A 20,630-nucleotide genomic window follows, 5' to 3' on the forward strand; every position below is an offset into this window, starting at 1 on the left:
ATGAGCCTCGCCACGGCGCTTTCCGGACCGGCCGCCGCGCCCGCATCCGCGCCCGCCGCCGCAGCCGGTGTGCTCGGCGCCGAGCGCGTCGCCCTGGGCTACGCGCGGCCGGGCGCCGGCCCCCACCGCATCCTGCAGGATTTTTCCCTGGAACTCCAGGCCGGCGAGATCGTCGCCCTGCTGGGCCCCAGCGGCGTGGGCAAGTCCTCGCTGCTGCGGGTGCTGGCGGGCCTGCAGCGGCCGATGGCCGGCCAGGTCCGCCTGCGCGGCCGTCCCCTGGCCGGCCCCGCGCCCGACGTCGGCTTCGTCTTCCAGGACCCCTGCCTGCTGCCCTGGCTGACGCTGGAGGAAAACGTCGCCTTCGGCCTGGATTTCCGCCACCAGCCCCGGCTGGACGAAACGCTGCGTCGCCAGCGCGTGCAGCAGGCCATCGCCGAGGTCGGCCTGACGCAGGCCCGGACGCGCTACCCGGACGAGCTGTCGGGCGGCATGGCGCAGCGCGCCGCCCTGGCCCGCAGCCTGGCGCGCGCGCCCGAGATCCTGCTGCTGGACGAGCCCTTCAGCGCCCTGGACGAAGTCACCCGCGGCGAGATGCAGACCCTGCTGCTGGAGATCAGCGCGCGCCACCACGCCGCGGCGATCCTGGTGACCCACGACATCGACGAGGCCCTGCTGCTGGCCGACCGCATCCTGCTGCTGGGCGGCCAGCCGGGCCGCCTGATCGGCCAGTGGCGGCCCGACCGGCCCCACCCCCGCGACGAAACCGATCCCCGCCTCACCGCGCTGCGCGTCGAGATCCTGCAGGCCCTGCGCGCCGCCCGCCCCCCGAAACCGAACCTCGCATCATGACCCTGAAACTCATCGATTCCTGCTGCGGCGCCGCCGCCAGCGCCCTGGCCGGCCGCCGGCAGTTCCTCAAGCTGTCCTCGCTGTTCACGATGGCCGGCGCCCTGCCGCTGCTGCAGGCCGGCCGGGCGGCGCGCGCCGCCGAGCCGGACGCGCCGGTGCGCATCGGCTACCTGCCGATCACCGACGCCACGCCGCTGCTGGTGGCCCATCACAACGGCCTGTTCGAGAAGCGCGGGCTGCAGGTGGAAAAGCCGCGCCGCTTCCGCAGCTGGTCGCAGATCGTCGAGGCCTTCCTGAGCGGCCAGGTGAACGTGGTCCACCTGCTCATGCCCATGACCATCTGGTCGCGCTACGGCAGCAAGTCCCCGGCCAAGGTGGTCGCCTGGAACCACATGGAAGGCTCCTGCCTGACCGTGCGTCCCGACATCGCCAGCCTGGCCGACCTGGGCGGCACCACGGTCGCCATCCCTTTCTGGTATTCGGTGCACAACATCGTCCTGCAGGCCATGCTGCGCGAGGCCGGGCTGGAATTCATCAGCGACGGCGAGCCGACGAAGCAGCAGGTCAAGCTGGTGGTGATGTCGCCCGGCGACATGCTGCCCGCCCTGGGCACCAAGCGGATCTCCGGCTACATCGTGGCCGAGCCCTTCAACGCCAAGGCCGAGGAGCTCGGCGTGGGCAAGGTCTGGCGCTTCACCGGCGACGTCTGGCACAACCACGCCTGCTGCGTGGTGACGATGCACGAGCGCGACCTGCAGGAGCGCCCCGAATGGTCCCAGAAAGTGGTCGACGCCCTCGTCGAGGCGCAGGCCTGGACGCGCGGCCACCGCGAGGAAACCGTGAAGATCCTGGAGCGCGGCAACCCGGCCGACTACACCCCGCACGAGCATTCGACGCTGGCGCGGGTGCTGCTGGCCTCGCCCGAACGCGACGCAGAATACGCCCGCAGCGGCGCCATCCGCCACACCGGCTGGAACGAGCGGCGCATCGACTTCCAGCCCTATCCCTTCCCCAGCTACACGGAAAAGCTGGTGGAGCTGCTCAAGACCACCTACGTGCTGGGCGAGAACGCCTTCCTGAAGGACCTGGACCCGGCCTTCGTCGCGCGCGACCTGGTGGAAGAACGCTACGTGCGCAAGGCCATCGAGGCCCAGGGCGGCCCGGCCGCCTTCGGCATCGCGGGCTACACGCGCACCGAAACCTTCTCGGTCGCCTAGACCGGCCCGGACCACGGACCCACGCCCATGAAAACACGCATCGCACCGCTGCCCGCCCCCAGGCGCCTGGCCCTGAGCCTGGGCGGACTGCTGGCCCTGCTGCTGCTCTGGGCCGCCGGCATCGGCCTGATCGGCGAGGAGACGGCCATGGCCGGCCTGTTCTCGCCGCTCAAGGCCCTGCCCAGCCTGGTCCACCTGGTGCTGGACAACCAGCTGACGGCGCACACCCTGGTCAGCCTGCGGCGCGTGGCCGTGGGCCTGTTCTGGGCGCTGGTGTTCGGCATCCCGCTGGGGCTGGCCATCGGCGCCTCGCAGAAGCTGGAACTGGCCACCAGCGGCGCCTTCCAGTTCCTGCGCATGGTCTCGCCCCTGTCCTGGATGCCGATCGCCGTGATGCTGTTCGGCATCGGCGACGCGCCCATCTACTTCCTGCTCAGCTTCGCCGCCGTCTGGCCCATCATCCTCAACACCAGCGCGGGCGTGCGGCAGCTGGACGCGCGCTGGCTGATGCTGGCGCGCAGCCTGAGCGCCACGCGTTCGGAAATCCTCTGGAAGATCGTGATCCCCGGCTCCCTGGGCCACATGCTGACCGGACTGCGCCTGGCCATCGGCATCGTCTGGATCATCCTGGTGCCCTGCGAGATGCTGGGGGTGAGTTCCGGCCTGGGCTATTTCATCCTGGACACGCGCGACCGCCTGGCCTATTCCGAGCTGATGGCCGTGATCGTGCTGATCGGCGCGCTGGGCTTCCTGCTGGACGCCACCGCGCAGCGGCTGCACCGGCGCTGGGCGCGGCGCTGACCGGCCGCGGGCCCGGGACTCAGTCTCAGCAGGCTCAGGCTCGCGCCTGGGCTGGCTCGGGTCAGTCGAGCACTTCCAGCTTGGCCACGCCCAGGGCCAGGGTCTTGGTGCCGGCGTCGCGGAATTCGATGCGCGCCTGGGCGTCGGCGCCGCTGCCGCTCAGCGCCACCACGGTGCCTTCGCCGAAGCGCCCGTGGCGCACCCCCGTGCCGATGCGGAAGCACTGTTCGCCCACCGTGACGCCGGCCGCCTGAGTGCGCGGCGCGCGCGGCGCGAAGGTGCTGCCGTCCTCGCCCTGCCAGCCGCCCAGGCCGCGCCGGAAGGCGCCGCTCCAGGGCTGCTGGGCGGCGGCCGGGCGCTGGCGCGGGGTGATCCATTTCAGGTGCTCTTCCGGGATCTCGTCGAGGAAGCGCGAGCGCATGCCGTAGCGCGTCTGGCCGTGCAGCATGCGGCTCTGCGCCAGGGTCAGCGTCAGGCGCTCGCGCGCCCGCGTGATGGCCACGTACATCAGGCGGCGTTCCTCTTCCAGGCCACCCGCGTCCAGCAGGCTGTTTTCATGGGGGAACAGGCCCTCTTCCAGCCCGGTGATGAACACCACGTCGAATTCCAGGCCCTTGGCCGCGTGCACGGTCATGAGCTGCACGGCGTCCTCGCCGGCCTGGGCCTGGTTGTCGCCGGCCTCCAGGGAGGCGTGGCTGAGGAAGGCGCCCAGGGGCGACATGACGGCGGGCGCAGGCTGCGCGGCCGCGCCGAAGGCCGGATCCGGCGCATCGGACGGACCCGCGGCACCGGAGTCCGCACCGAAGGCCGGCACCGGCGCGCCGGGCGATCCGGCGGCGTCGGCCGCCACGTCGGCGGCAATGGCCGCGCCTTCGGGAATGCGGCCGGCGGGCAGGCCCTGGAAGCCTTCCTCGGCCACGAAGGCGGCCGCGGCATTGACCAGTTCCTGGAGGTTTTCCAGGCGGTCCTGGCCCTCGCGGTCGGCCCGGTAGTGGGCCTCCAGGCCACTGTGGTGCACCACGTGGCCGATGAGCTCGGGCAGGTCCAGCGTGCGGGCTTCCTCGGCCAGCTCGCGGATCAGGGTGGCGAAGCGCGCCAGGCTGGCGCCCGCCTTGCCCGGCACGAAGGCCACCGCGCCGGCCAGGCTGGTGCCCTGCTGCGCGGCCATGTCGGCCAGTTGCTCCAGCGTGCGCGCGCCGATCCCGCGCGTGGGGAAGTTCACCACCCGCATCCAGGACGTGTCGTCGTTGGGATTGTCGATCAGGCGCAGGTAGGCCAGCACGTGCTTGACCTCCTGGCGCTCGAAGAAGCGCTGGCCGCCGTAGACCCGGTACGGCACGCGGGCGGAGAACAGGGCGTGCTCGATGGGGCGCGACTGGGCGTTGCTGCGGTACAGGATGGCGATCTCGTGGGCCGGGCGGCCCTCGCGGATCAGGGCGCGGACCTCGTCCACCAGCCACTGGGCCTCCAGCGCGTCGGAGGCCTGCTCGACCACGCGCAGGGGCTCGCCCTCGCCCGCGTCGGTCCAGAGGTTCTTGCCCAGGCGGTTGCTGTTGTGCGCGATCAGGGCGTTGGCCGAGTCCAGGATGTGGCCGTGCGACCGGTAGTTCTGCTCCAGGCGGATCACATTGCCGTGCGCATGGCGCTGCTCGAAGTCGGCCATGTTGCCGACGTTCGCCCCGCGGAAGGCGTAGATGGACTGGTCGTCGTCGCCCACCGCGAACACCGGCGTGTGCGCGCCCGCCAGCAGCATCAGCCAGCGGTACTGCAGCACATTGGTGTCCTGGAATTCATCCACCAGAATATGCCGGAAACGGCGCTGGTAGTGCTCGCGGATCGGCGCTTCGCGCTGCAGCAGTTCGTAGGCGCGCAGCAGCAGTTCGCCGAAATCGACCACGCCCTCGCGTTCGCACTGGTCCTGGTAGCGCTGGTACAGGTCGGCCAGCCGGCGGGCGTGGGGGTCGCGCGCGTCCAGGTCGCCCGGGCGCAGGCCGTCTTCCTTGGCGCCGTTGATCATGCGCTGCACGTCGCGCGGCGGAAAGCGCTCGTCGTCGATGCCGGCGGCCTTCAGCATGCGCTTGATGGCCGAGAGCTGGTCGGCGCTGTCCAGGATCTGGAAGGTCTGCGGCAGGCCGGCCTCGCGGTGGTGCGCGCGCAGCAGCCGGTTGCACAGGCCATGGAAGGTGCCGACCCACATGCCGCGGGTGTTGATGGGCAGCAGCGCCGACAGCCGCGTGAGCATTTCCCGCGCGGCCTTGTTGGTGAAGGTGACGGCCAGCAGGCCGTGGGGGCCGACCTGCCCGGTCTGGATCAGCCAGGCCATGCGGGTGGTCAGGACGCGGGTCTTGCCGCTGCCGGCGCCGGCCAGCACCAGGGCGTGCTGCGCGGGCAGCGTGACCGCCGCGCGTTGTGGTTCGTTCAGGCCGTCTATCATGCAAAGTCGATTCAAGAGCACTGCGAAAGAACCCCTAGTGTAGCCCTTGCGCCCGGCCGGCCGCTGGCCCCGGGCCGGGATCACCCCGGCGTTTTCCCCGGCGTTTCGTACAGGACATGTCCCCAGTCGTGCATCAACTGGAAAAACACGCGGGCGTGCTCCAGACCGAGGTCGGGCAGTGCTTTTTGCGCCTGGCGCAGCACGTGCCGGACACTGCGCCGGCCGTCGACGGCGTCCAGCAAGGCGGTCCCATTGCGGTTCAGGGAGAACTCGTGCCAATCGCGCTTGAGCTGCGCAGGCCGATCCTGCTGGATGCTGCCGGGTTGCAGGATTTTCAAAAAAGGGTGCCGCACCGGGACATACGCCAACCAGCCGGGGGTGTCGAAGCGCGGACGCAGCGCCAGGCGCCGGGGGTGGCACAGCAAAAACCGGTGCGTGCCCCGCGTCTGGGCCAGGAGTTCCAGCGTGGCCCACCGCTCTTCGGGCGGCAAGGCCTGGATACGGGCCAGGGCCGGGTGCTGCAGGCCCAGGACCGCCCGGGCATCGTAATCCTTGGCGTCCGTCCAGCCCCAGAAGCCCAGCCCGTTTTCGCGGGCGAACGCCAGGACCTGGGGCACGGTATAGGCGCGGTCCTGGGGATGCAAAAACGTATCCACGATGCCCGCGTCATAGCGCAGATCGTCCGCCACGGCCAGATAGCGGCGCAGCACATGATCGTCCGGCAGGCACGCCAGCGTGGCCCGCACCAGGGCGACATCTTCCGGGGTTTGCCCGCAGCCCAGGCGGCGGAAGACCTCCTGCATCAGGTACACACCCAGGCGCAGGCTCTGGCCATACAGCATCAGGTTCATCATGCCGTCGGGGGCCAGCACCGCACGTAACGCCTGCAGGCCCGCGTCCGGGCTGGGCAGGTGATGCAGCACCCCGGTACACACGATGTAGTCGAGCTGCTGGCCCAGCCGGGGAACTTGCAGCAGGCCCATGTGCCGCAGGGTCAGGTTGTGCAGCCCATGCTTCTCTTTCAGGAACTGGCTGTGCTGCAGGCTGTTCATGGAAATGTCGATGGCCGTCACCTGCGCCTCGGGCATCGACAAGGCGTTGTACGCCGCCTGGTTGCTGCCGCAGCCGGCGATCAGCACGCGCAGGCCCGCCAGGCTGCGGCCCTCGGGCCACAGCAGGGGGCCGAACAAATGCGGTGCGGCAAATTCAAAATAGCCGTCGGCGATGGCCGCCTGCATGTCCTGGACGGGCTGGGGATACACCCAGGCGCTGTACTGCCGGGCCACGATGTCCGTGACCTTGTCGGGGGCCGGCGCAGCGCCTGGGGCAACCGGGCCGGGCACCGAGGAGGCCGAAGCCGCAGTCATCCCGGATACCAGGCTATGCCGCCTGCAGCACCAGGGTATGGTCGGCGGCGGCGCTTCCCAGAGCCGCCAGGTCGGTCACCCCGGTCAGCTGGATGACCAGATCGGTGCCGGCCTGATAGCTCGAATCGCCTCCCCGCTCGACCGCCAGGTAGGTATCGCCTTCAAATACAAAGGCCAGGGCATTCCCGCTACTGCTGCTGCCCAGCACCTGGAAGGCGGCAGTGATCCGCCCCGCCAGATCTGTCTCATCTACTATGCCGGAAAAGGTGGCGATCCCCTGGGATGCGTGGACGGTAACGCCACCACCAACGATGGTATCGCGATTCTCCACGATGCCGGTATAGCCCGCGATCTTCAGGACATCGCCATGGGCCGCCATCGTGTCAAACCCGGCAATCTCGATGAACTTGCCGTTCCGTGCATCCAGGTCGGTTGCGCTCTGGATGACGAGGACATCCGACCGGGCCAGCGACCGCGCCAGATCGACGCTATCCGCCCCGCCATTCAGAGTGATCTGGTTCTGGCCGCTGCCGCCCCTGATCGTATCGGCGCCGCTGTCGGTGGCGGCGGTGAGGTTCCCGCTCAAAGCCGTCGCATCCAGGGTGATGTCGGTGCCCTGAACCAGACCCAGACTCAGGTTGGCCGCCCCGGAAATATTGACCACGGCTCCGGCGGCCACCGACAGGCCCGCGCCGGCCACGCCCGCCAACCCCGTGTTGCCGACGCTGCCAGGGGAGCCGCCAGTGCCGTCAGTGCCCCCAGTTCCACCATCGGACAGGCCGCGAAGGCCGGCCGCACCGCCGATGCCGAGGGAGCCGCCCACGCCGCCATCCCCTCCTTGGGAAACAAGAAGATTGTCGGCCACGCTGCCATCGGCATTGGTATTGGAGACGATGTTGACGGCGTTGAAATCGTGCAGATCCACCACGACGCCCCCGGCACCGCCATTGCCGCCATGGCCGCCGTCGCCCCCGTGACCGCCATTGCCCCCATTGCCGCCATTGCCCCCGGCCCAGCCATTGCCCCCGTTACCCCCGGCCCCGCCATTGCCTCCCTTACCGCCCGAGCCCCCGGCCCCGCCTATGGACTGCAAGGTGACCCCGGCCAGGACAAGAGAGATCTCGTGCCCGCCGCTCTGCGACACCGACAACGCCGAACCGGCGTTGCCGCCATTGCCGCCGGCCCCGCCGTGACTGCCGCTGCCCCCATGACCCCCATTACCACCATCGAAATGGAGAATACTACCCACGGCGCCATTCCCTCCAAACCCGCCATTGCCGCCGTTTGCGCCAGCGCCCCCGGCACCGCCCAGGACAGTGATGTCCTGGTGGATGACCAGGCTGATGTCGTGATGGACACCCGTGAATACCAACCCAGTGCCCGCTGCGCCATCATCCCCATCCTCGCCCGCTGCGCCATCCCCGCCTGCCCCACCCGGGGTCACGCCAGTGGCGCCATCCGCCGATGGCGTGCCCGCGCTGCCCGCCGCGCCGGCCGATTGAACCCGCCCCGCCAAATCCAGCGTCGTAAACCCGGAAAGGGTCAAATCCAGGGTGAACGCCTGGGTGGCGTGCAGCTGCAGATTCTGGAAACTAATGACACTGGGCCCTCCGATGGCGGTCGCCAGAGTGCCGTCGATGACGGTGTCGGCCAGCACCAGGGTATTGGTGCCGACCCCGCCATTCACCATACCGTCGCCATTGAATTCGCCCGCCGCAAAGGTCACGGTGTCATTGCCCGCCCCCCGTGAAAATGGATATCGCCATTGCCGACCTTCAGGCTGAGGTCGCCCGTCATGCGTACGGCATCGATGTTGTCGATGGAAGCAGCCAGGACACCCGTCATCGTCAACGATTGACCGCCCGTCAGGCGCAGGACCGGCCCCTCGAAGTCCAGGGCTCCCAGGGTATTGGGGCCGGACCCGCTGGAATCGATCGTCAGAATGTACGGACCATCGACAGCCAAGTGGACATCCCCCATTTCGGTGCCGTTGGAGACGGCCAGCCTCGCCAAGGGAGAAGCCCCGAAATCGGCGGTCAGCGCCTGCGTGCCGGTGACGTGATTCAACCCCAGGATCTGGTTATCCCTCAGGACAATCTCGCTGCCGGCCGCCCCCAGGGGGGCGGAAAGACTGACATCCACATAATTGAGCTGCGTCACGTCCTCCAGGCCGCTGGTATTCACGGCCCCGCCCGTCGTGCCATGCAGATTGATGATTTCGACGCGGGTCAACTGGGGCAGCACGGCCGACTCGCCATAAAAATTGAAGGTGTCGGTACCGCCCCCGCCGTCGATCTTGTCGGTCGGGGTGACGGTCGTCTTGCTCCGGTTGTCGCCCGTGAACACATCGTCCCCATCGGTGGCATGATGATTGGCCACGTTGAAGTCGTCGATGGCGGTCGTCAGGGCATAGGGGTCGGGAGGGGTGCCGCCGCCGGAATGGTCCTGTTCAAACGTATCCGGCAGCGGCAGCAGCGCGGGCGGCACATGCACGCCGGGAGGCACGACCAGCTTGATGCCTTCGGGCGGTACGAAATCGACGGGGATGGGCGTATCGGCCGCGGGAACCCAGCCCTCGGGCGGCTGAAAGCTCGGCAGAAAGGGGGCGATCGCGTACACGCGCGCCAGCGCCAGGTCGTAATTGCCCACCGTCAACGCATCAACGAACTGGGCGTCGCTCTGGAAAATGCTGAGGACGATGCCATTGCCCAGGTCGCGGCCTTCCAGCACGCCGTAGCTCATCAGGTGCTGCAGCGCGGTGGTCTGCCCGGCGTCCACCGCGGCGGCCACGTCGGGATTGGCGCCCAGGTAGGCGGCCAGATCGACAAAGGGAGAAAAAGCGCGCACTTCGCCGCTGCCGTACTGCAGGAAATGCAGCACCGCATTCATGCCGTCGCCCACCGCGGCGGCCACGTCGGGATTGGCCGCCAGATAATATTCCGGGTCGAAGACGATCAGCGGCGAACGGTCTTCCTGGATGCCGTACAGCAGGAAATGGTCGTAGGCGGTCGTCAGGCCGGCCTGCACGGCGGCGTCGACATCCGGGTTGGCCGCCAGATAGTGTTGCGGGTCGAACAGAGGGCCGGGTGCCCGGCCTTCGGCCTTGCCGTACAGATTGAAATGCTGTTCGGCGGTCAGGCCGCCCTGCGCAACGGCGGCGGCGACATCCGGGTTGTAAGCCAGATAGTAAGCCTCGTTGAACAGGTCATACGGCATGGATGAGTCTCCGGGTTGAGTGTTCCGACAGTGCACAAACCAGGCAAGCAGGCCGCAGGGGGGCCTGCTTGCCGCTTGGATCATCGCGGACGTTACTGATTGTTGTTATGCCCGCAGATTTTATCCGGTTATCGCCTTCAAGCGCTTCAGAACTGAATCAATATTCGGTGCGGATGCGCTTTTGCAACATCCAGTCCGCTCGTGCCGGCGGCTACCGGCGCCCGCAGCAGCAGCCGCCGCCGTTGCAGCCCGGGCTGCGACCGCGTCCCGGGCCGCTCAGGGGACGCCCAGAGACACCAAGATGTCGCACAGATTGCTCAGGCCGGTCACGCCGGACAGCTGGATCAGGGTATCGGACATGGCCAGGCCAGCGGCGCCATCGCTTTGAAACACGTAGGTATGGCCGCCATGCTCGAACGCCACGGCGGCGCGGGCGACGGTCATTTGCGCACCCAGGGCCTGAAGAATCGCATCCAGGGACACGGTGCCCACGCTCAGAACCCTGCCATTGCTGATCGTGTATACCTGGCTGTCAATGCTGATGGAGCCATCCTCCTGGACCACGGAATCTTCACTCAGCAGAATATGATCCTGACCTGCCGTAAATCCGGTCACCACATCCCAGCCCGCATCAATGGCCGGCGAATCCGAAACAGGCTGAGCGTCTTCGGGGCATCGGGTGGCCACGCCGGCCGCCCCCGCATCCACGGTAAAAGCCCCTGCCCATCCGGGCGTCGAGGCGACCAGCGTGACCTCGCCTTTGCCAGCGTCGACCGACCCGGCATCCAGCGTCTGCAGCACGCCATTCAGCCCGCCGGAATCGCCCAGGGATGCATTGATCGCACTGGCCAGCGCCCCCAGGCTGCCCGCCACGTCACTCGCCACGACACCGGCTGTGATGACTACGCCATCGATGGTGACGCTCAATTGAGCGCCCGCCCCATAGTCGCTGCTCAGGGTGCTGAAGGTCAAAGTGGTTTCCTGAGCGGCCGCCGGCTTGGGCCCGTCGACAATCAACACGTCTTCGCCCTCTCCCAGGGTGATCCGATCGGCCCCGAGACCGCCGGCAATGAAGTTGAAGTTGGTGCCCGGTGGTGCTCCAATGCCGGTTGTGGAAACAGTCAAGACTTGATCGCCCTCGGACCCCAGGATGGTAACAACGCCTTTACCTTCGATGGGCCTGCCGTCCGCCTGGTCGGCGGTCAAGGTCAAGGCCATTGCCGAATTGACAGTAAACAGGTCGACCACGGCCAGCGTCGGATTATCGGTCGCATCCTGCATGCCCGAACTGACAATCACCGTGACCGTCAGGGAATCAGCCAGACGGGACAGATCGGAATCGGCCAAAAAGCGGTTTACATTGACCTTTCCCAACCCCTGGACATGAGCGTTGCCCAACTGGGCCATCGTCGCGGTCAATGTGACACCGTCAGCAAGATTCAGCGTGGCCGTCCCCAAATCGATCTCCGTGTTTGGTCTTCCAGCCGAGAGGCTGCCATCCCCCTTCGAGCTCTCAATCCAGACTGAAGCCGTCCCCAGCTTGGCATCCGGGCTGATGGTCGAACCGTCGGCCACGTCGTAATACGCATCGACCCGGACGGTGGTGAGGCCGCTCAGGTCCGCGTTCATGCTGCTGCCGCTCTTCTGATCCTGCAACTGCTGGACCACGACACCGCCGGTGCCGGCAATCTGCATCCCGCTGATCACCGGCCCCAGGCCGGACAGGGTGATGTCATTCACGATCAGGCTGGCCACGTCGGCCTGCGGCACGCTGACCGCCACGCCTCGGGCGGGCGTGAAGACATAGGCGCCATGTTCCAGGGTGACGGTGACATCGCCATGGAGGGAACCCAGGGTGTAGTGGCCGTGGCCGTCGTCCGACACGGTAAAGGCGGGGCCGCCGCCACCGCCGCCCGGATCGTCATCGGGACGGTCCTGTTCAAACGTATCCGGCAGCGGCAGCAGCGCGGGCGGCACATGCACGCCGGGAGGCACGACCAGCTTGATGCCTTCGGGCGGTACGAAATCGACGGGGATGGGCGTATCGGCCGCGGGAACCCAGCCCTCGGGCGGCTGAAAGCTCGGCAGAAAGGGAGCGATCGCGTACACGCGCGCCAGCGCCAGGTCGTAATTGCCCACCGTCAACGCATCAACGAACTGGGCGTCGCTCTGGAAAATGCTGAGGACGATGCCATTGCCCAGGTCGCGGCCTTCCAGCACGCCGTAGCTCATCAGATGCTGCAGCGCGGTGGTCTGCCCGGCGTCCACCGCGGCGGCCACGTCGGGATTGGCGCCCAGGTAGGCGGCCAGGTCGATAAAGGGGGACAAGGCGCGCACTTCCCCGCTGCCGTACTGCAGGAAATGCTGCACCGCATTCATGCCGTCGCCCACCGCGGCGGCCACGTCGGGATTGAGCGCCAGATAATATTCCGGGTCGAAGACGATCAGCGGCGAACGGTCTTCCTGGATGCCGTACAGCAGGAAATGGTCGTAGGCGGTCGTCAGGCCGGCCTGCACGGCGGCGGCGACATCCGGGTTGGCCGCCAGATAGTGTTGCGGGTCGAACAGAGGGCCGGGGGTGCCCGGCCTTCGGCCTTGCCGTACAGATTGAAATGCTGTTCGGCGGTCAGGCCGCCCTGCGCGACGGCGGCGGCGACATCCGGGTTGTAAGCCAGATAGTAAGCCTCGTTGAACAGGTCATACGGCATGGTTGAGTCTCCGGGTCGGGCAGTCCCACAGCGGACAAACCAGGCGATCGGCGGCCATCCAGGCAGCCTGCTCGCCGTTTGAATCATCGTGGGTATTGCGGATTGTTGTTATGTCCGCTGATTTTATCGATTATTGCCCGCAAGCGCTTCAGGATTGAATCAATATTCAATGCGTATGCGCTTTTGCAACATCCGGTCCATGCCCGGATACGCTCAGGCCGCGTAGCGTCCGAGCTGGAGGGCGAACTGCTCCAGGGCGTCGATGCCGCTCGCCCGGGCGCGCAGGCACCAGGCGCGCAGGTCGGCCAGCAGCTGCTCGCTGCTGGCGCTGGAGGATTCCCACAGGGCCGTCAGTTCGCGGCGCATCTGCACCACGGTGGAGAGCGCGGGCGCGAGCGAGAGGGCGCGTTCCACCTGGGCCTGCTCGCGGGGCGCCAGCGCGGCGGCGTCGCGCACCAGCCATTTGCGGCAGCGCCGCAGCAATTGCCACTCGCCGCGCCGATGACGCTGTTTCAGGGCTTCGAGCTCGTGCGCCAAGGCGGCCTTGACCACCCCGGAATAGCGCGCCAGGACTTCGTAGCGGTGGACGATGATGCCCTGGAGCTGGTCCTGCCCGAGCGTATCGGCGGCGTCCGGCGCGCGCAGCCGCAGCCGGGGCGCGACCCGGCGCACCTGGGCCAGGCCCAGCGCCTGCAGGATGCGGATGTAGGCCCAGCCCAGGTCGAACTCGTACCAGCGCGAGGAAAACTTGGCCGACGTCCCGTAGGCGTGATGGTTGTTGTGCAGTTCCTCGCCGCCGATGAGCAGGCCCCAGGGCACGACGTTGGTGCTGTCGTCCGGGCAGGCGAAATTGCGGTAGCCCCAGGCATGGCCCAGGCCGTTGACCACGCCCGCCGCCCAGAAGGGGATCCAGGCCATCTGCACCGCCCAGATCGTCAGGCCCACGACGCCGAACAGCGCCAGATCCAGGATCAGCATCAGGCTCACGCCCAGCAGGTTGTGGCGGCTGTACAGATGGCGCTCGATCCAGTCGTCGGGCGTGCCGTGGCCGTAGCGCGCCAGGGTCTCGGCGTTCTTCACCTCGTCGCGGTAGAGCTCCGCCCCGCGGAAGAAGACCTGCGCCAGGCCGAACACGGCGGGCGAATGCGGGTCGCCCTCGCGCTCGCACCTGGCGTGGTGCTTGCGGTGGATGGCGACCCATTCGCGCGTCACCATGCCGGTGGTCAGCCACAGCCAGAAACGGAAGAAATGCGCCACGGCGGGATGCAGGTCCAGCCCCCGGTGCGCCTGGCTGCGGTGCAGGTACAGAGTCACCGCCGCGATGGTGACGTGGGTGAGCGCCAGCGTCACGCCGACCAGGGCCCAGGGGCCGAGATCCAGCATGCCGCCGTGGAGGAAGGAAAGCCAGGTGTTCATTGCGTTCGGGCCGGGCCCGCGTGGTGCCGAAAGGACGCTTTCAGTTTAGCCCACGCGGTTTTCCCGCGTCAGCCCCCGGGAACCTCTGATCGAGTCTTATTCAGGGGTTCCCTTGGCGCGCTGCATCACCGCGGCGAAGAAGCCGTCGGTGCCGTGGACGTCGGGGCGCAGCCGCAGGAAGGGGCCGTCCAGCGCCACCTCGATGCCCCGGTCGGCCAGGATGGCGCCGGCGTCCAGCAGGGAGAATTCCGGGTGCGCGGCCAGGAAGGCCTCGACCTGCTGCTCGTTTTCCTCCGGCAGGATGCTGCAGCTGGCGTACACCAGCCGCCCGCCCGGCATCACGCAGGCGGCGGCGTCGCGCAGGATCGCCGCCTGGGTTTCGCGCAGCTGGGCCAGCGATTCGGGATGCTGGCGCCATTTCAGGTCGGGATTGCGGCGCAGCGTGCCCAGGCCGCTGCACGGCGCGTCCACCAGCACGCGGTGGGCCTTGCCCCGCAGCCGCTTGACGCGCTGGTCGTTGCGCTCCGCGATGGCCACCGGCACGATGTTGGACAGGCCGCTGCGCGCGAAGCGCGGCTTGGCCCGGGCCAGGCGGGCGGCCGACACGTCGAAGGCGTACAGCCGGCCGGTGGAGCGCATCAGCGCGCCCAGCAGCAGCGTCTTGCCTCCCGCGCCGGCGCAGTAGTCGATGACCATCTCGCCGCGCCGGGGCGCCACCAGCGCCGCCAGCAGCTGGCTGCCCTCGTCCTGCACCTCGATCTCGCCGCGCTCGAAGGCGCCCCAGCGGTTGACGGGCGGGCGCCCCTGGATGCGGATGCCCCAGGGGGAATACGGCGTCGGCCGCGCCGCCCAGCGGGCCTCGGGACCCGCGGCCCAGGCGGCCAGCAGGGCCTCGCGCTCGATCTTCAGCGGATTGATCCGCAGGTCCAGGGGCGCGGGCACGTTCAGCGCCTGCAGCAGGGACTCGGCGTCCGGCAGGGCCGCCAGGCGCTCGTCGAGCCAGTCGGGCACGCTGTGGCGCACCGCCCGGGGCAGGCCGGCGGCGGACAGCGACAGCACGTGGTCCAGCCAGGCGCGCTCGTGCTCGTCCAGGCCGGTGTCCAGCGTTTCGCGCGGCCAGACGGAGGCCAGGCCCAGCACCGCCAGGCGCCGCGTGCCCGAACCCGCGCCGATCTCGGCGAACTGGCGGTAGCGCCGCAGGTGGCGCAGCACGTCGAACACCGCTTCGGCGATCTCGCCCCGGTCGCGCAGCCCGGCATTGGAGTGGGCGCGGAACCAGTGCGACAGCACGGCGTCGGCCGGATATTTCCATTGCAGGACTTCGCCCAGCACCTGGCGCACCTGCTCGATGCGCGCCGCCGCCATGACGTAGGGCCGCGCGGGCTGGCCCGCCGTCTGGCCGCGGCCGGCGTCCTTGCCCCGGGGTGCCTGGGCGTCGCGCCCGCCGCCGGCGGCGGCGGGGCGGCCGCGCGGCCGGGAACGGGATGCGTCCCGCGTGTCATTCCTGCTCATGAGGAGCCTCCTGAAAGAGTACGGCGCCGGCCCAGGCGCGGTGCGGGGCGTCCGCGACCGCGACGCGGCCGTCCCCCAGCAGCCGCACGCGGCCCTGCGCCAGCCAGCGCAGCGTCTGGACGTAGATCCGGTGCTCGACCGGCAGCAGCCGGGCCGCCAGGCTGTCGGGCGTATCGCCGGCCAGCACCGGAATGGCGCCCTGGGCGATGATCGGCCCATGGTCCAGCACCGCGGTGACGAAGTGCACGCTGCAGCCGTGCCATTGCACGCCCTGGGCGAGCGCCTGCTCGTGGGTGTGCAGGCCGGGAAAGGCCGGCAGCAGCGAGGGATGGATGTTGATGATGCGGCCCTCGAAATGGCGCACGAAATCGGCGCCCAGCACCCGCATGAAGCCGGCCAGCAGGATGTAGTCGGGCGCCAGGGCGTCCAGCCGCGCCCGCAGGGCGGCGTCGAAGGCCGCGCGGCTGGCGAAGTCGCGGTGGGCCAGGACGTCGGCGGGCAGGCCGCGCGCGCGCGCCCAGTCCAGCCCCGCCGCGTCGGCGCGGTTGGACAGCACGGTGCAGATGTCGACGGGCAGGTCTTCGGAGGCGACGGCCTCGGCCAGCGCCTGCATGTTCGAGCCCCGGCCCGAAATCAGGATGGCCACCCGGATCGGCCGGTCGGGGGAATGCGGCATGCGCGAGGTCTCCAGCAGGAAGAAAGGCGGAAAAAGAAGGCGTGCGGCCCGGCGGCGACGCTGGGCGCAAACATAAAATTGTAAACTCTCGCCTGTGAATACCGACATCCGACTCTACCGCCACCTGCCCCGGCACGATTCGACGGCCCCCAGCGCCGTCACCATCGGCAATTTCGATGGCGTGCACCGGGGCCACCAGGCCATCCTCGCCCAGGTCCGCGAACGGGCCGGCGCGCTCGGGCTCGTGCCCACCGTCATGACCTTCGCGCCGCACCCGCGCGCCTTCTTCGCCCACCGCGGCCAGCGGCCGGAACTGATCCCCACGCAGATCAGCAGCCTGCGCGACAAGGCCGGCCTGCTGGGCGAACACGGCATGCGGCAGATCGTGATCCAGCGCTTCGACCAGCACCTGGCCGACATGGGCGCCGAGGACTTCATCCGCCGCCTGCTGGTGCAGGGCCTGAACACCCGCTGGCTGCTGGTCGGCGAGGACTTCCGCTACGGCCACAAGCGCAGCGGCGACATCGACCTGCTGCGCCGCATGGGGCGCGAGCACGGCTTCGAGGTGCGCACCCTCGCCGACGTGGCCGACAGCCAGGGCCAGCGCATTTCCAGCTCCGCGCTGCGCACCGCGCTGGCGGTGGGCAACCTGGAACGCAGCTGCGAGCTGCTGGGCGCGCCCTACCGCATCAGCGGGCACGTCATCCATGGCCGCAAGCTGGGCCGCGACCTGGGCTTTCCCACGCTGAACCTGCGCGTGCCCGAGCCCTGTGCGGCGCGCTCCGGCATCTACGTCGTGCGCGTGCACGGGCTGGACGAACACCCCCTGCCGGGCGTGGCCAGCCTGGGCGTGCGCCCCACGGTCACCCGCGACGGCACGCTGTTGCTGGAGACGCACATCCTGGATCGGCGGGTGGACGCCTACGGTAAACTGGTGCGCGTCGAATTCCTCGAATTCCTGCGCGACGAGGAATCCTTTCCCGACCTGACCACCCTGACCGCCGCCATCCGCCAGGATGCGCAAGGCGCTCGCGACTATTTCGCCTCCCATGGACTATAGAGACACCCTGAACCTGCCCGAATCCCCCTTTCCCATGCGCGGCGACCTGCCCAAGCGCGAGCCGGGCTGGATCAAGGAATGGGAGGAAAAAGGCCTGTACAAGCGGCTGCGCGATGCCCGCCAGGGCGCGCCCCTGTTCATCCTGCACGATGGCCCGCCCTACGCCAACGGCAAGATCCACATCGGTCACGCGGTCAACAAGATCCTCAAGGACATGATCGTCAAGAGCCGTCAGCTCGAAGGGTTCGACGCGGTGTACGTGCCGGGCTGGGACTGTCACGGCCTGCCGATCGAGAACGCCATCGAAAAGCTGCACGGCCGCAACCTGCCGCGCGACGAGATGCAGGCCAGGAGCCGCGCCTTCGCCACCGAGCAGATCGCGCAGCAGATGACGGACTTCAAGCGCCTGGGCGTGCTGGGCGACTGGGACCACCCCTACAAGACCATGAACCACGCCAACGAGGCGCTGGAACTGCGCGCCTTGAAGAAGGTCATGGAACGCGGCTTCGTCTATCGCGGCCTCAAGCCGGTGTACTGGTGCTTCGACTGCGCCTCGTCGCTGGCCGAGTTCGAGATCGAATACGCCGACAAGAAAAGCCAGACGCTGGACGTGATGTTCCCGGCCGCCGACCCCGGCAGGCTGGCCGCCGCCTTCGGCCTGGACAGGCTCGACAAGGAAGCCTTCATCGTCATCTGGACGACCACGGCCTGGACCATCCCCGCCAACCAGGCGCTCAACGTCAACCCGGAACTCGAATACAGCCTGGTCGACACCGAACGCGGCCTGCTCATCGTCGCCTCGGCGCTGGTCGAAAAGTGCCTCGAACGCTGGAAGCTGCACGGCCGGGTCATCGCCACGGCCAAGGGCGAAAAGCTCGAACACATGCCCTTCAGGCACCCGCTGGCGCACGTGGACAAGGGCTACGACCGCCTCTCGCCCGTGTACCTGGCCGACTACGCCACGGCCGAGGACGGCACCGGTATCGTGCACTCGTCGCCCGCCTACGGCCTGGACGACTTCAACTCCTGCACGGCCAACGGCCTGGCCTACGAGGACATCCTCAACCCCGTGCAGGGCCACGGCGTGTACGCGGACGACCTGCCGCTGTTCGGCGGCCAGCACATCTGGAAGGCCGTGCCCGCGATCCTCGACGCCTTGAAGGCCGCGGACCGCCTGGTGGACACCACCACCATCACCCACAGCTACCCGCACTGCTGGCGCCACAAGACGCCGGTGATCTACCGCGCCGCCGCGCAGTGGTTCATCCGCATGGACGAGGGCGAGGGCGTGTTCACCGACCCGGCCCAGAAGCCCGCGAAGACGCTGCGCCAGATCGCGCTCGAAGCCATCGACCAGACCCGCTTCTACCCCGAGAACGGCCGGATCCGCCTGCGCGACATGATCGCGGGACGGCCCGACTGGTGCATCTCGCGCCAGCGCAGCTGGGGCGTGCCCATCCCGTTCTTCCTGCACGTGGACACGGGCGAGCTGCACCCGCGCACGATGGAGATCATCGACCAGGCGGCCGACCTGATCGAACAGGGCGGCGTGGAGGCCTGGAGCCGCGTGACGGCCGAGGACATCCTGGGCGCCGAGGACGCCAGGCACTACACCAAGAGCACCGACATCCTGGAAGTCTGGTTCGACTCGGGCTCCACCTTCTGGCACGTGATGCGCGGCTCGCATCCGGCCATGCACCACGACAGCGGCCCCGAGGCCGACCTGTACCTCGAAGGCCACGACCAGCACCGCGGCTGGTTCCACAGCTCGCTGCTGCTGGCTTCGGCCATCTTCGGCCGCGCGCCCTATCGCGGGCTGCTCACCCACGGCTTCACCGTGGACGGCCAGGGCAAGAAAATGAGCAAGTCGCTGGGCAACACCGTGGCGCCGCAGGACGTGAGCGGCAAGATGGGCGCCGAGATCATCCGCCTGTGGGTGGCGTCCACCGACTACTCGGGCGACCTGGGCATCGACGACAAGATCCTGGCGCGCGTGGTGGACAGCTATCGCCGCATCCGCAACACGCTGCGCTTCCTGCTGGCCAACACCAGCGATTTCGACGCGGCGACGGACGCCGTGGCCTACGAGGATCTGCTGGAGATCGACCGCTACGCCCTGGCGCGCGCGGCCCAGCTGCAAAAAGAGATCCTCGGCCACTACCAGGTCTATGAATTCCACCCCGTGGTCGCCAAGCTGCAGCTGTTCTGCTCCGAGGACCTGGGCGGCTTCTACCTCGACGTGCTGAAGGACCGCCTCTACACCACGGCGCCCAAGAGCCTGGCGCGCCGCAGCGCCCAGACCGCGCTGCACCGGATCACCCACGCGCTGCTGCGCTGGATGGCCCCGTTCCTGTCGTTCACGGCCGAGGAAGCCTGGAAGATCTTCGGCAGCGGCGACAGCATCTTCCTGGAAACGTTCACCACCCTGCCCGAGGGCGACGAGGCGCTGCGGGCCAAATGGACGCGCATCCGCGAAATCCGCGACCAGGTCAACAAGGACATCGAGGCCGTGCGCGCCGAAGGCAAGGTCGGCGCCTCGCTGCAGGCCGAGGTGACCGTCGCGGCCCAGGCCGAGGACCTGGCCCTGCTGCAATCGCTGGGGGACGACCTGAAGTTCGTCTTCATCACCTCCGCGGCCCGGGCCGTGGCGGGCGACGGCGACCTGCGGATCGATGTGCGGGCCACGACGCACGAGAAGTGCGGCCGCTGCTGGCACCACCGCGCCGACGTCGGCCGGGACCCGGCGCACCCGGAACTGTGCGGCCGCTGCGTGGACAATCTGTACGGCGATGGCGAAGCCCGCGCCCATGCCTGATCCGGGCGCCGGCCCGCACGCCCCGCCGGGCGGACCGGACGCCCCGGCGGCCGCGCCGCGCGCGGCGCGCCTGCGGCCGCTCGCCGGCTGGCTGGCCTGGGCGCTGGTCCTGGTGCTGCTGGACCAGGCGACCAAGGCCTGGATCTCGGGCGCGCTGGGCTACGGGCAGCGCATCGCCGTGCTGCCGCCCGTCTTCGACCTGACCCTGCTGCACAACACCGGCGCGGCCTTCAGCTTCCTCGCCGGCGGCGGCGGCGCCCAGCGCTGGCTGTTCACCGGCATCGCCGCGGCCGCCGCCGTCCTGATCCTGCGCTGGCTCTACACCCACGCGACCGAGCGCCTGCTGTGCGCGGCCCTGGCGAGCATCCTGGGCGGCGCCGTGGGCAACGCCATCGACCGCCTGCAGCACGGCCACGTCGTCGATTTCCTGCTGTTCCACTGGCGCGACTGGTACTTCCCGGCCTTCAACCTGGCCGACGTGGCCATCACCTGCGGGGCCGTGCTGCTGATCCTGGACGAAATCCTGCGCGCCCGCCGCGCGCGCCCATCCTGAAGGAGG

Annotated in this window: 15 protein-coding genes; 6 read left to right on the forward strand and 9 right to left on the reverse strand. The window is 68.9% G+C overall.

The window, feature by feature from the left end:
* The 3 genes from HNR28_RS01595 to HNR28_RS01605 are packed head-to-tail and all read left to right on the forward strand — an operon-like array spanning nt 1 to nt 2,867.
* Nucleotides 1–849 carry an ABC transporter ATP-binding protein gene (locus tag HNR28_RS01595; RefSeq protein ID WP_151024762.1) on the forward strand — a complete coding sequence of 283 codons (849 nt, stop codon included), beginning with the start codon at nt 1–3 and terminating at the stop codon, nt 847–849.
* On the forward strand, nt 846–2,066 hold the full coding sequence (locus HNR28_RS01600) for an ABC transporter substrate-binding protein (protein ID WP_151024761.1): 1,221 nt from the start codon (nt 846–848) through the stop codon (nt 2,064–2,066). Before HNR28_RS01595 ends, HNR28_RS01600 begins: the two co-directional genes overlap by 4 nt.
* Nucleotides 2,067–2,093: 27 nt before the next feature.
* Nucleotides 2,094–2,867, forward strand: coding sequence for an ABC transporter permease (locus HNR28_RS01605; RefSeq protein WP_052355795.1), 774 nt, complete (start codon nt 2,094–2,096; stop codon nt 2,865–2,867).
* 61 nt (nt 2,868–2,928) lie between these two features.
* Here the strand turns inward: HNR28_RS01605 and HNR28_RS01610 are convergent, their stop codons facing one another.
* The 9 genes from HNR28_RS01610 to purN form a co-directional block, all read right to left on the reverse strand.
* A complete protein-coding gene (locus tag HNR28_RS01610) occupies nt 2,929–5,301 on the reverse strand; it encodes a UvrD-helicase domain-containing protein (RefSeq protein ID WP_151024760.1) in 2,373 nt (790 codons plus the stop codon).
* An 80-nt stretch (nt 5,302–5,381) separates the two neighbouring features.
* Complete coding sequence (locus tag HNR28_RS01615; RefSeq protein WP_084330647.1) at nt 5,382–6,668, reverse strand: class I SAM-dependent methyltransferase; 1,287 nt, start codon at nt 6,666–6,668, stop codon at nt 5,382–5,384.
* Nucleotides 6,669–6,681: 13 nt separating this feature from the next.
* Entirely contained in the window at nt 6,682–8,394 is a 1,713-nt protein-coding gene (locus HNR28_RS18775) for a bluetail domain-containing putative surface protein (protein ID WP_052355797.1), read from the reverse strand.
* Nucleotides 8,391–9,884 carry a hypothetical protein gene (locus HNR28_RS01625; RefSeq protein ID WP_151024759.1) on the reverse strand — a complete coding sequence of 498 codons (1,494 nt, stop codon included), beginning with the start codon at nt 9,882–9,884 and terminating at the stop codon, nt 8,391–8,393. The genes HNR28_RS18775 and HNR28_RS01625 overlap by 4 nt, the downstream gene beginning before the upstream one ends.
* 276 nt (nt 9,885–10,160) lie before the next feature.
* On the reverse strand, nt 10,161–12,401 hold the full coding sequence (locus HNR28_RS01630) for a hypothetical protein (RefSeq protein ID WP_184142468.1): 2,241 nt from the start codon (nt 12,399–12,401) through the stop codon (nt 10,161–10,163).
* Nucleotides 12,386–12,592, reverse strand: coding sequence for a hypothetical protein (locus HNR28_RS01635; RefSeq protein ID WP_043682962.1), 207 nt, complete (start codon nt 12,590–12,592; stop codon nt 12,386–12,388). Before HNR28_RS01635 ends, HNR28_RS01630 begins: the two co-directional genes overlap by 16 nt.
* A 213-nt stretch (nt 12,593–12,805) precedes the next feature.
* A complete protein-coding gene (locus HNR28_RS01640) occupies nt 12,806–14,008 on the reverse strand; it encodes a DesA family fatty acid desaturase (protein ID WP_151025403.1) in 1,203 nt (400 codons plus the stop codon).
* A gap of 96 nt (nt 14,009–14,104) precedes the next feature.
* Nucleotides 14,105–15,340: an RsmB/NOP family class I SAM-dependent RNA methyltransferase gene (locus HNR28_RS01645; protein WP_322789581.1), complete on the reverse strand. Its 1,236-nt coding sequence runs from the start codon at nt 15,338–15,340 to the stop codon at nt 14,105–14,107.
* A gap of 166 nt (nt 15,341–15,506) precedes the next feature.
* Nucleotides 15,507–16,196 (reverse strand): phosphoribosylglycinamide formyltransferase, encoded by a 690-nt coding sequence (purN, locus tag HNR28_RS01650; RefSeq protein ID WP_043682970.1) that lies wholly within the window; start codon nt 16,194–16,196, stop codon nt 15,507–15,509.
* A 94-nt stretch (nt 16,197–16,290) separates the two neighbouring features.
* Here purN and HNR28_RS01655 point away from each other — a divergent pair, with 94 nt between their 5' ends.
* Genes HNR28_RS01655 through lspA form a run of 3 tightly spaced genes read left to right on the forward strand, consistent with a single transcriptional unit; the run spans nt 16,291 to nt 20,624 of the window.
* Entirely contained in the window at nt 16,291–17,256 is a 966-nt protein-coding gene (locus HNR28_RS01655; protein WP_043682973.1) for a bifunctional riboflavin kinase/FAD synthetase, read from the forward strand.
* A complete protein-coding gene (ileS, locus tag HNR28_RS01660; protein ID WP_043682975.1) occupies nt 17,213–20,071 on the forward strand; it encodes an isoleucine--tRNA ligase in 2,859 nt (952 codons plus the stop codon). Before HNR28_RS01655 ends, ileS begins: the two co-directional genes overlap by 44 nt.
* Nucleotides 20,064–20,624 (forward strand): signal peptidase II, encoded by a 561-nt coding sequence (gene lspA, locus HNR28_RS01665; protein WP_052356080.1) that lies wholly within the window; start codon nt 20,064–20,066, stop codon nt 20,622–20,624. Before ileS ends, lspA begins: the two co-directional genes overlap by 8 nt.
* The last annotated feature ends 6 nt before the right edge of the window (nt 20,625–20,630 follow it).

The sequence above is a fragment of the Castellaniella defragrans genome, assembly GCF_014203015.1.
In the GTDB taxonomy this organism is placed as follows: domain Bacteria; phylum Pseudomonadota; class Gammaproteobacteria; order Burkholderiales; family Burkholderiaceae_B; genus Castellaniella; species Castellaniella defragrans.

Bases quoted from the DNA above. Each gene is read 5' to 3' on its own strand.
- HNR28_RS01625 (WP_151024759.1), bottom strand. From the start codon at position 9,884: ATGCCGTATGACCTGTTCAACGAGGCTTACTATCTGGCTTACAACCCG.
- HNR28_RS01600 (WP_151024761.1), top strand. From the start codon at position 846: ATGACCCTGAAACTCATCGATTCCTGCTGCGGCGCCGCCGCCAGCGCC.
- HNR28_RS01605 (WP_052355795.1), top strand. From the start codon at position 2,094: ATGAAAACACGCATCGCACCGCTGCCCGCCCCCAGGCGCCTGGCCCTG.
- HNR28_RS01610 (WP_151024760.1), bottom strand. From the start codon at position 5,301: ATGATAGACGGCCTGAACGAACCACAACGCGCGGCGGTCACGCTGCCC.
- lspA (WP_052356080.1), top strand. From the start codon at position 20,064: ATGCCTGATCCGGGCGCCGGCCCGCACGCCCCGCCGGGCGGACCGGAC.
- HNR28_RS01615 (WP_084330647.1), bottom strand. From the start codon at position 6,668: ATGACTGCGGCTTCGGCCTCCTCGGTGCCCGGCCCGGTTGCCCCAGGC.
- HNR28_RS01640 (WP_151025403.1), bottom strand. From the start codon at position 14,008: ATGAACACCTGGCTTTCCTTCCTCCACGGCGGCATGCTGGATCTCGGC.
- purN (WP_043682970.1), bottom strand. From the start codon at position 16,196: ATGCCGCATTCCCCCGACCGGCCGATCCGGGTGGCCATCCTGATTTCG.
- ileS (WP_043682975.1), top strand. From the start codon at position 17,213: ATGCGCAAGGCGCTCGCGACTATTTCGCCTCCCATGGACTATAGAGAC.
- HNR28_RS01635 (WP_043682962.1), bottom strand. From the start codon at position 12,592: ATGCCGTATGACCTGTTCAACGAGGCTTACTATCTGGCTTACAACCCG.
- HNR28_RS01595 (WP_151024762.1), top strand. From the start codon at position 1: ATGAGCCTCGCCACGGCGCTTTCCGGACCGGCCGCCGCGCCCGCATCC.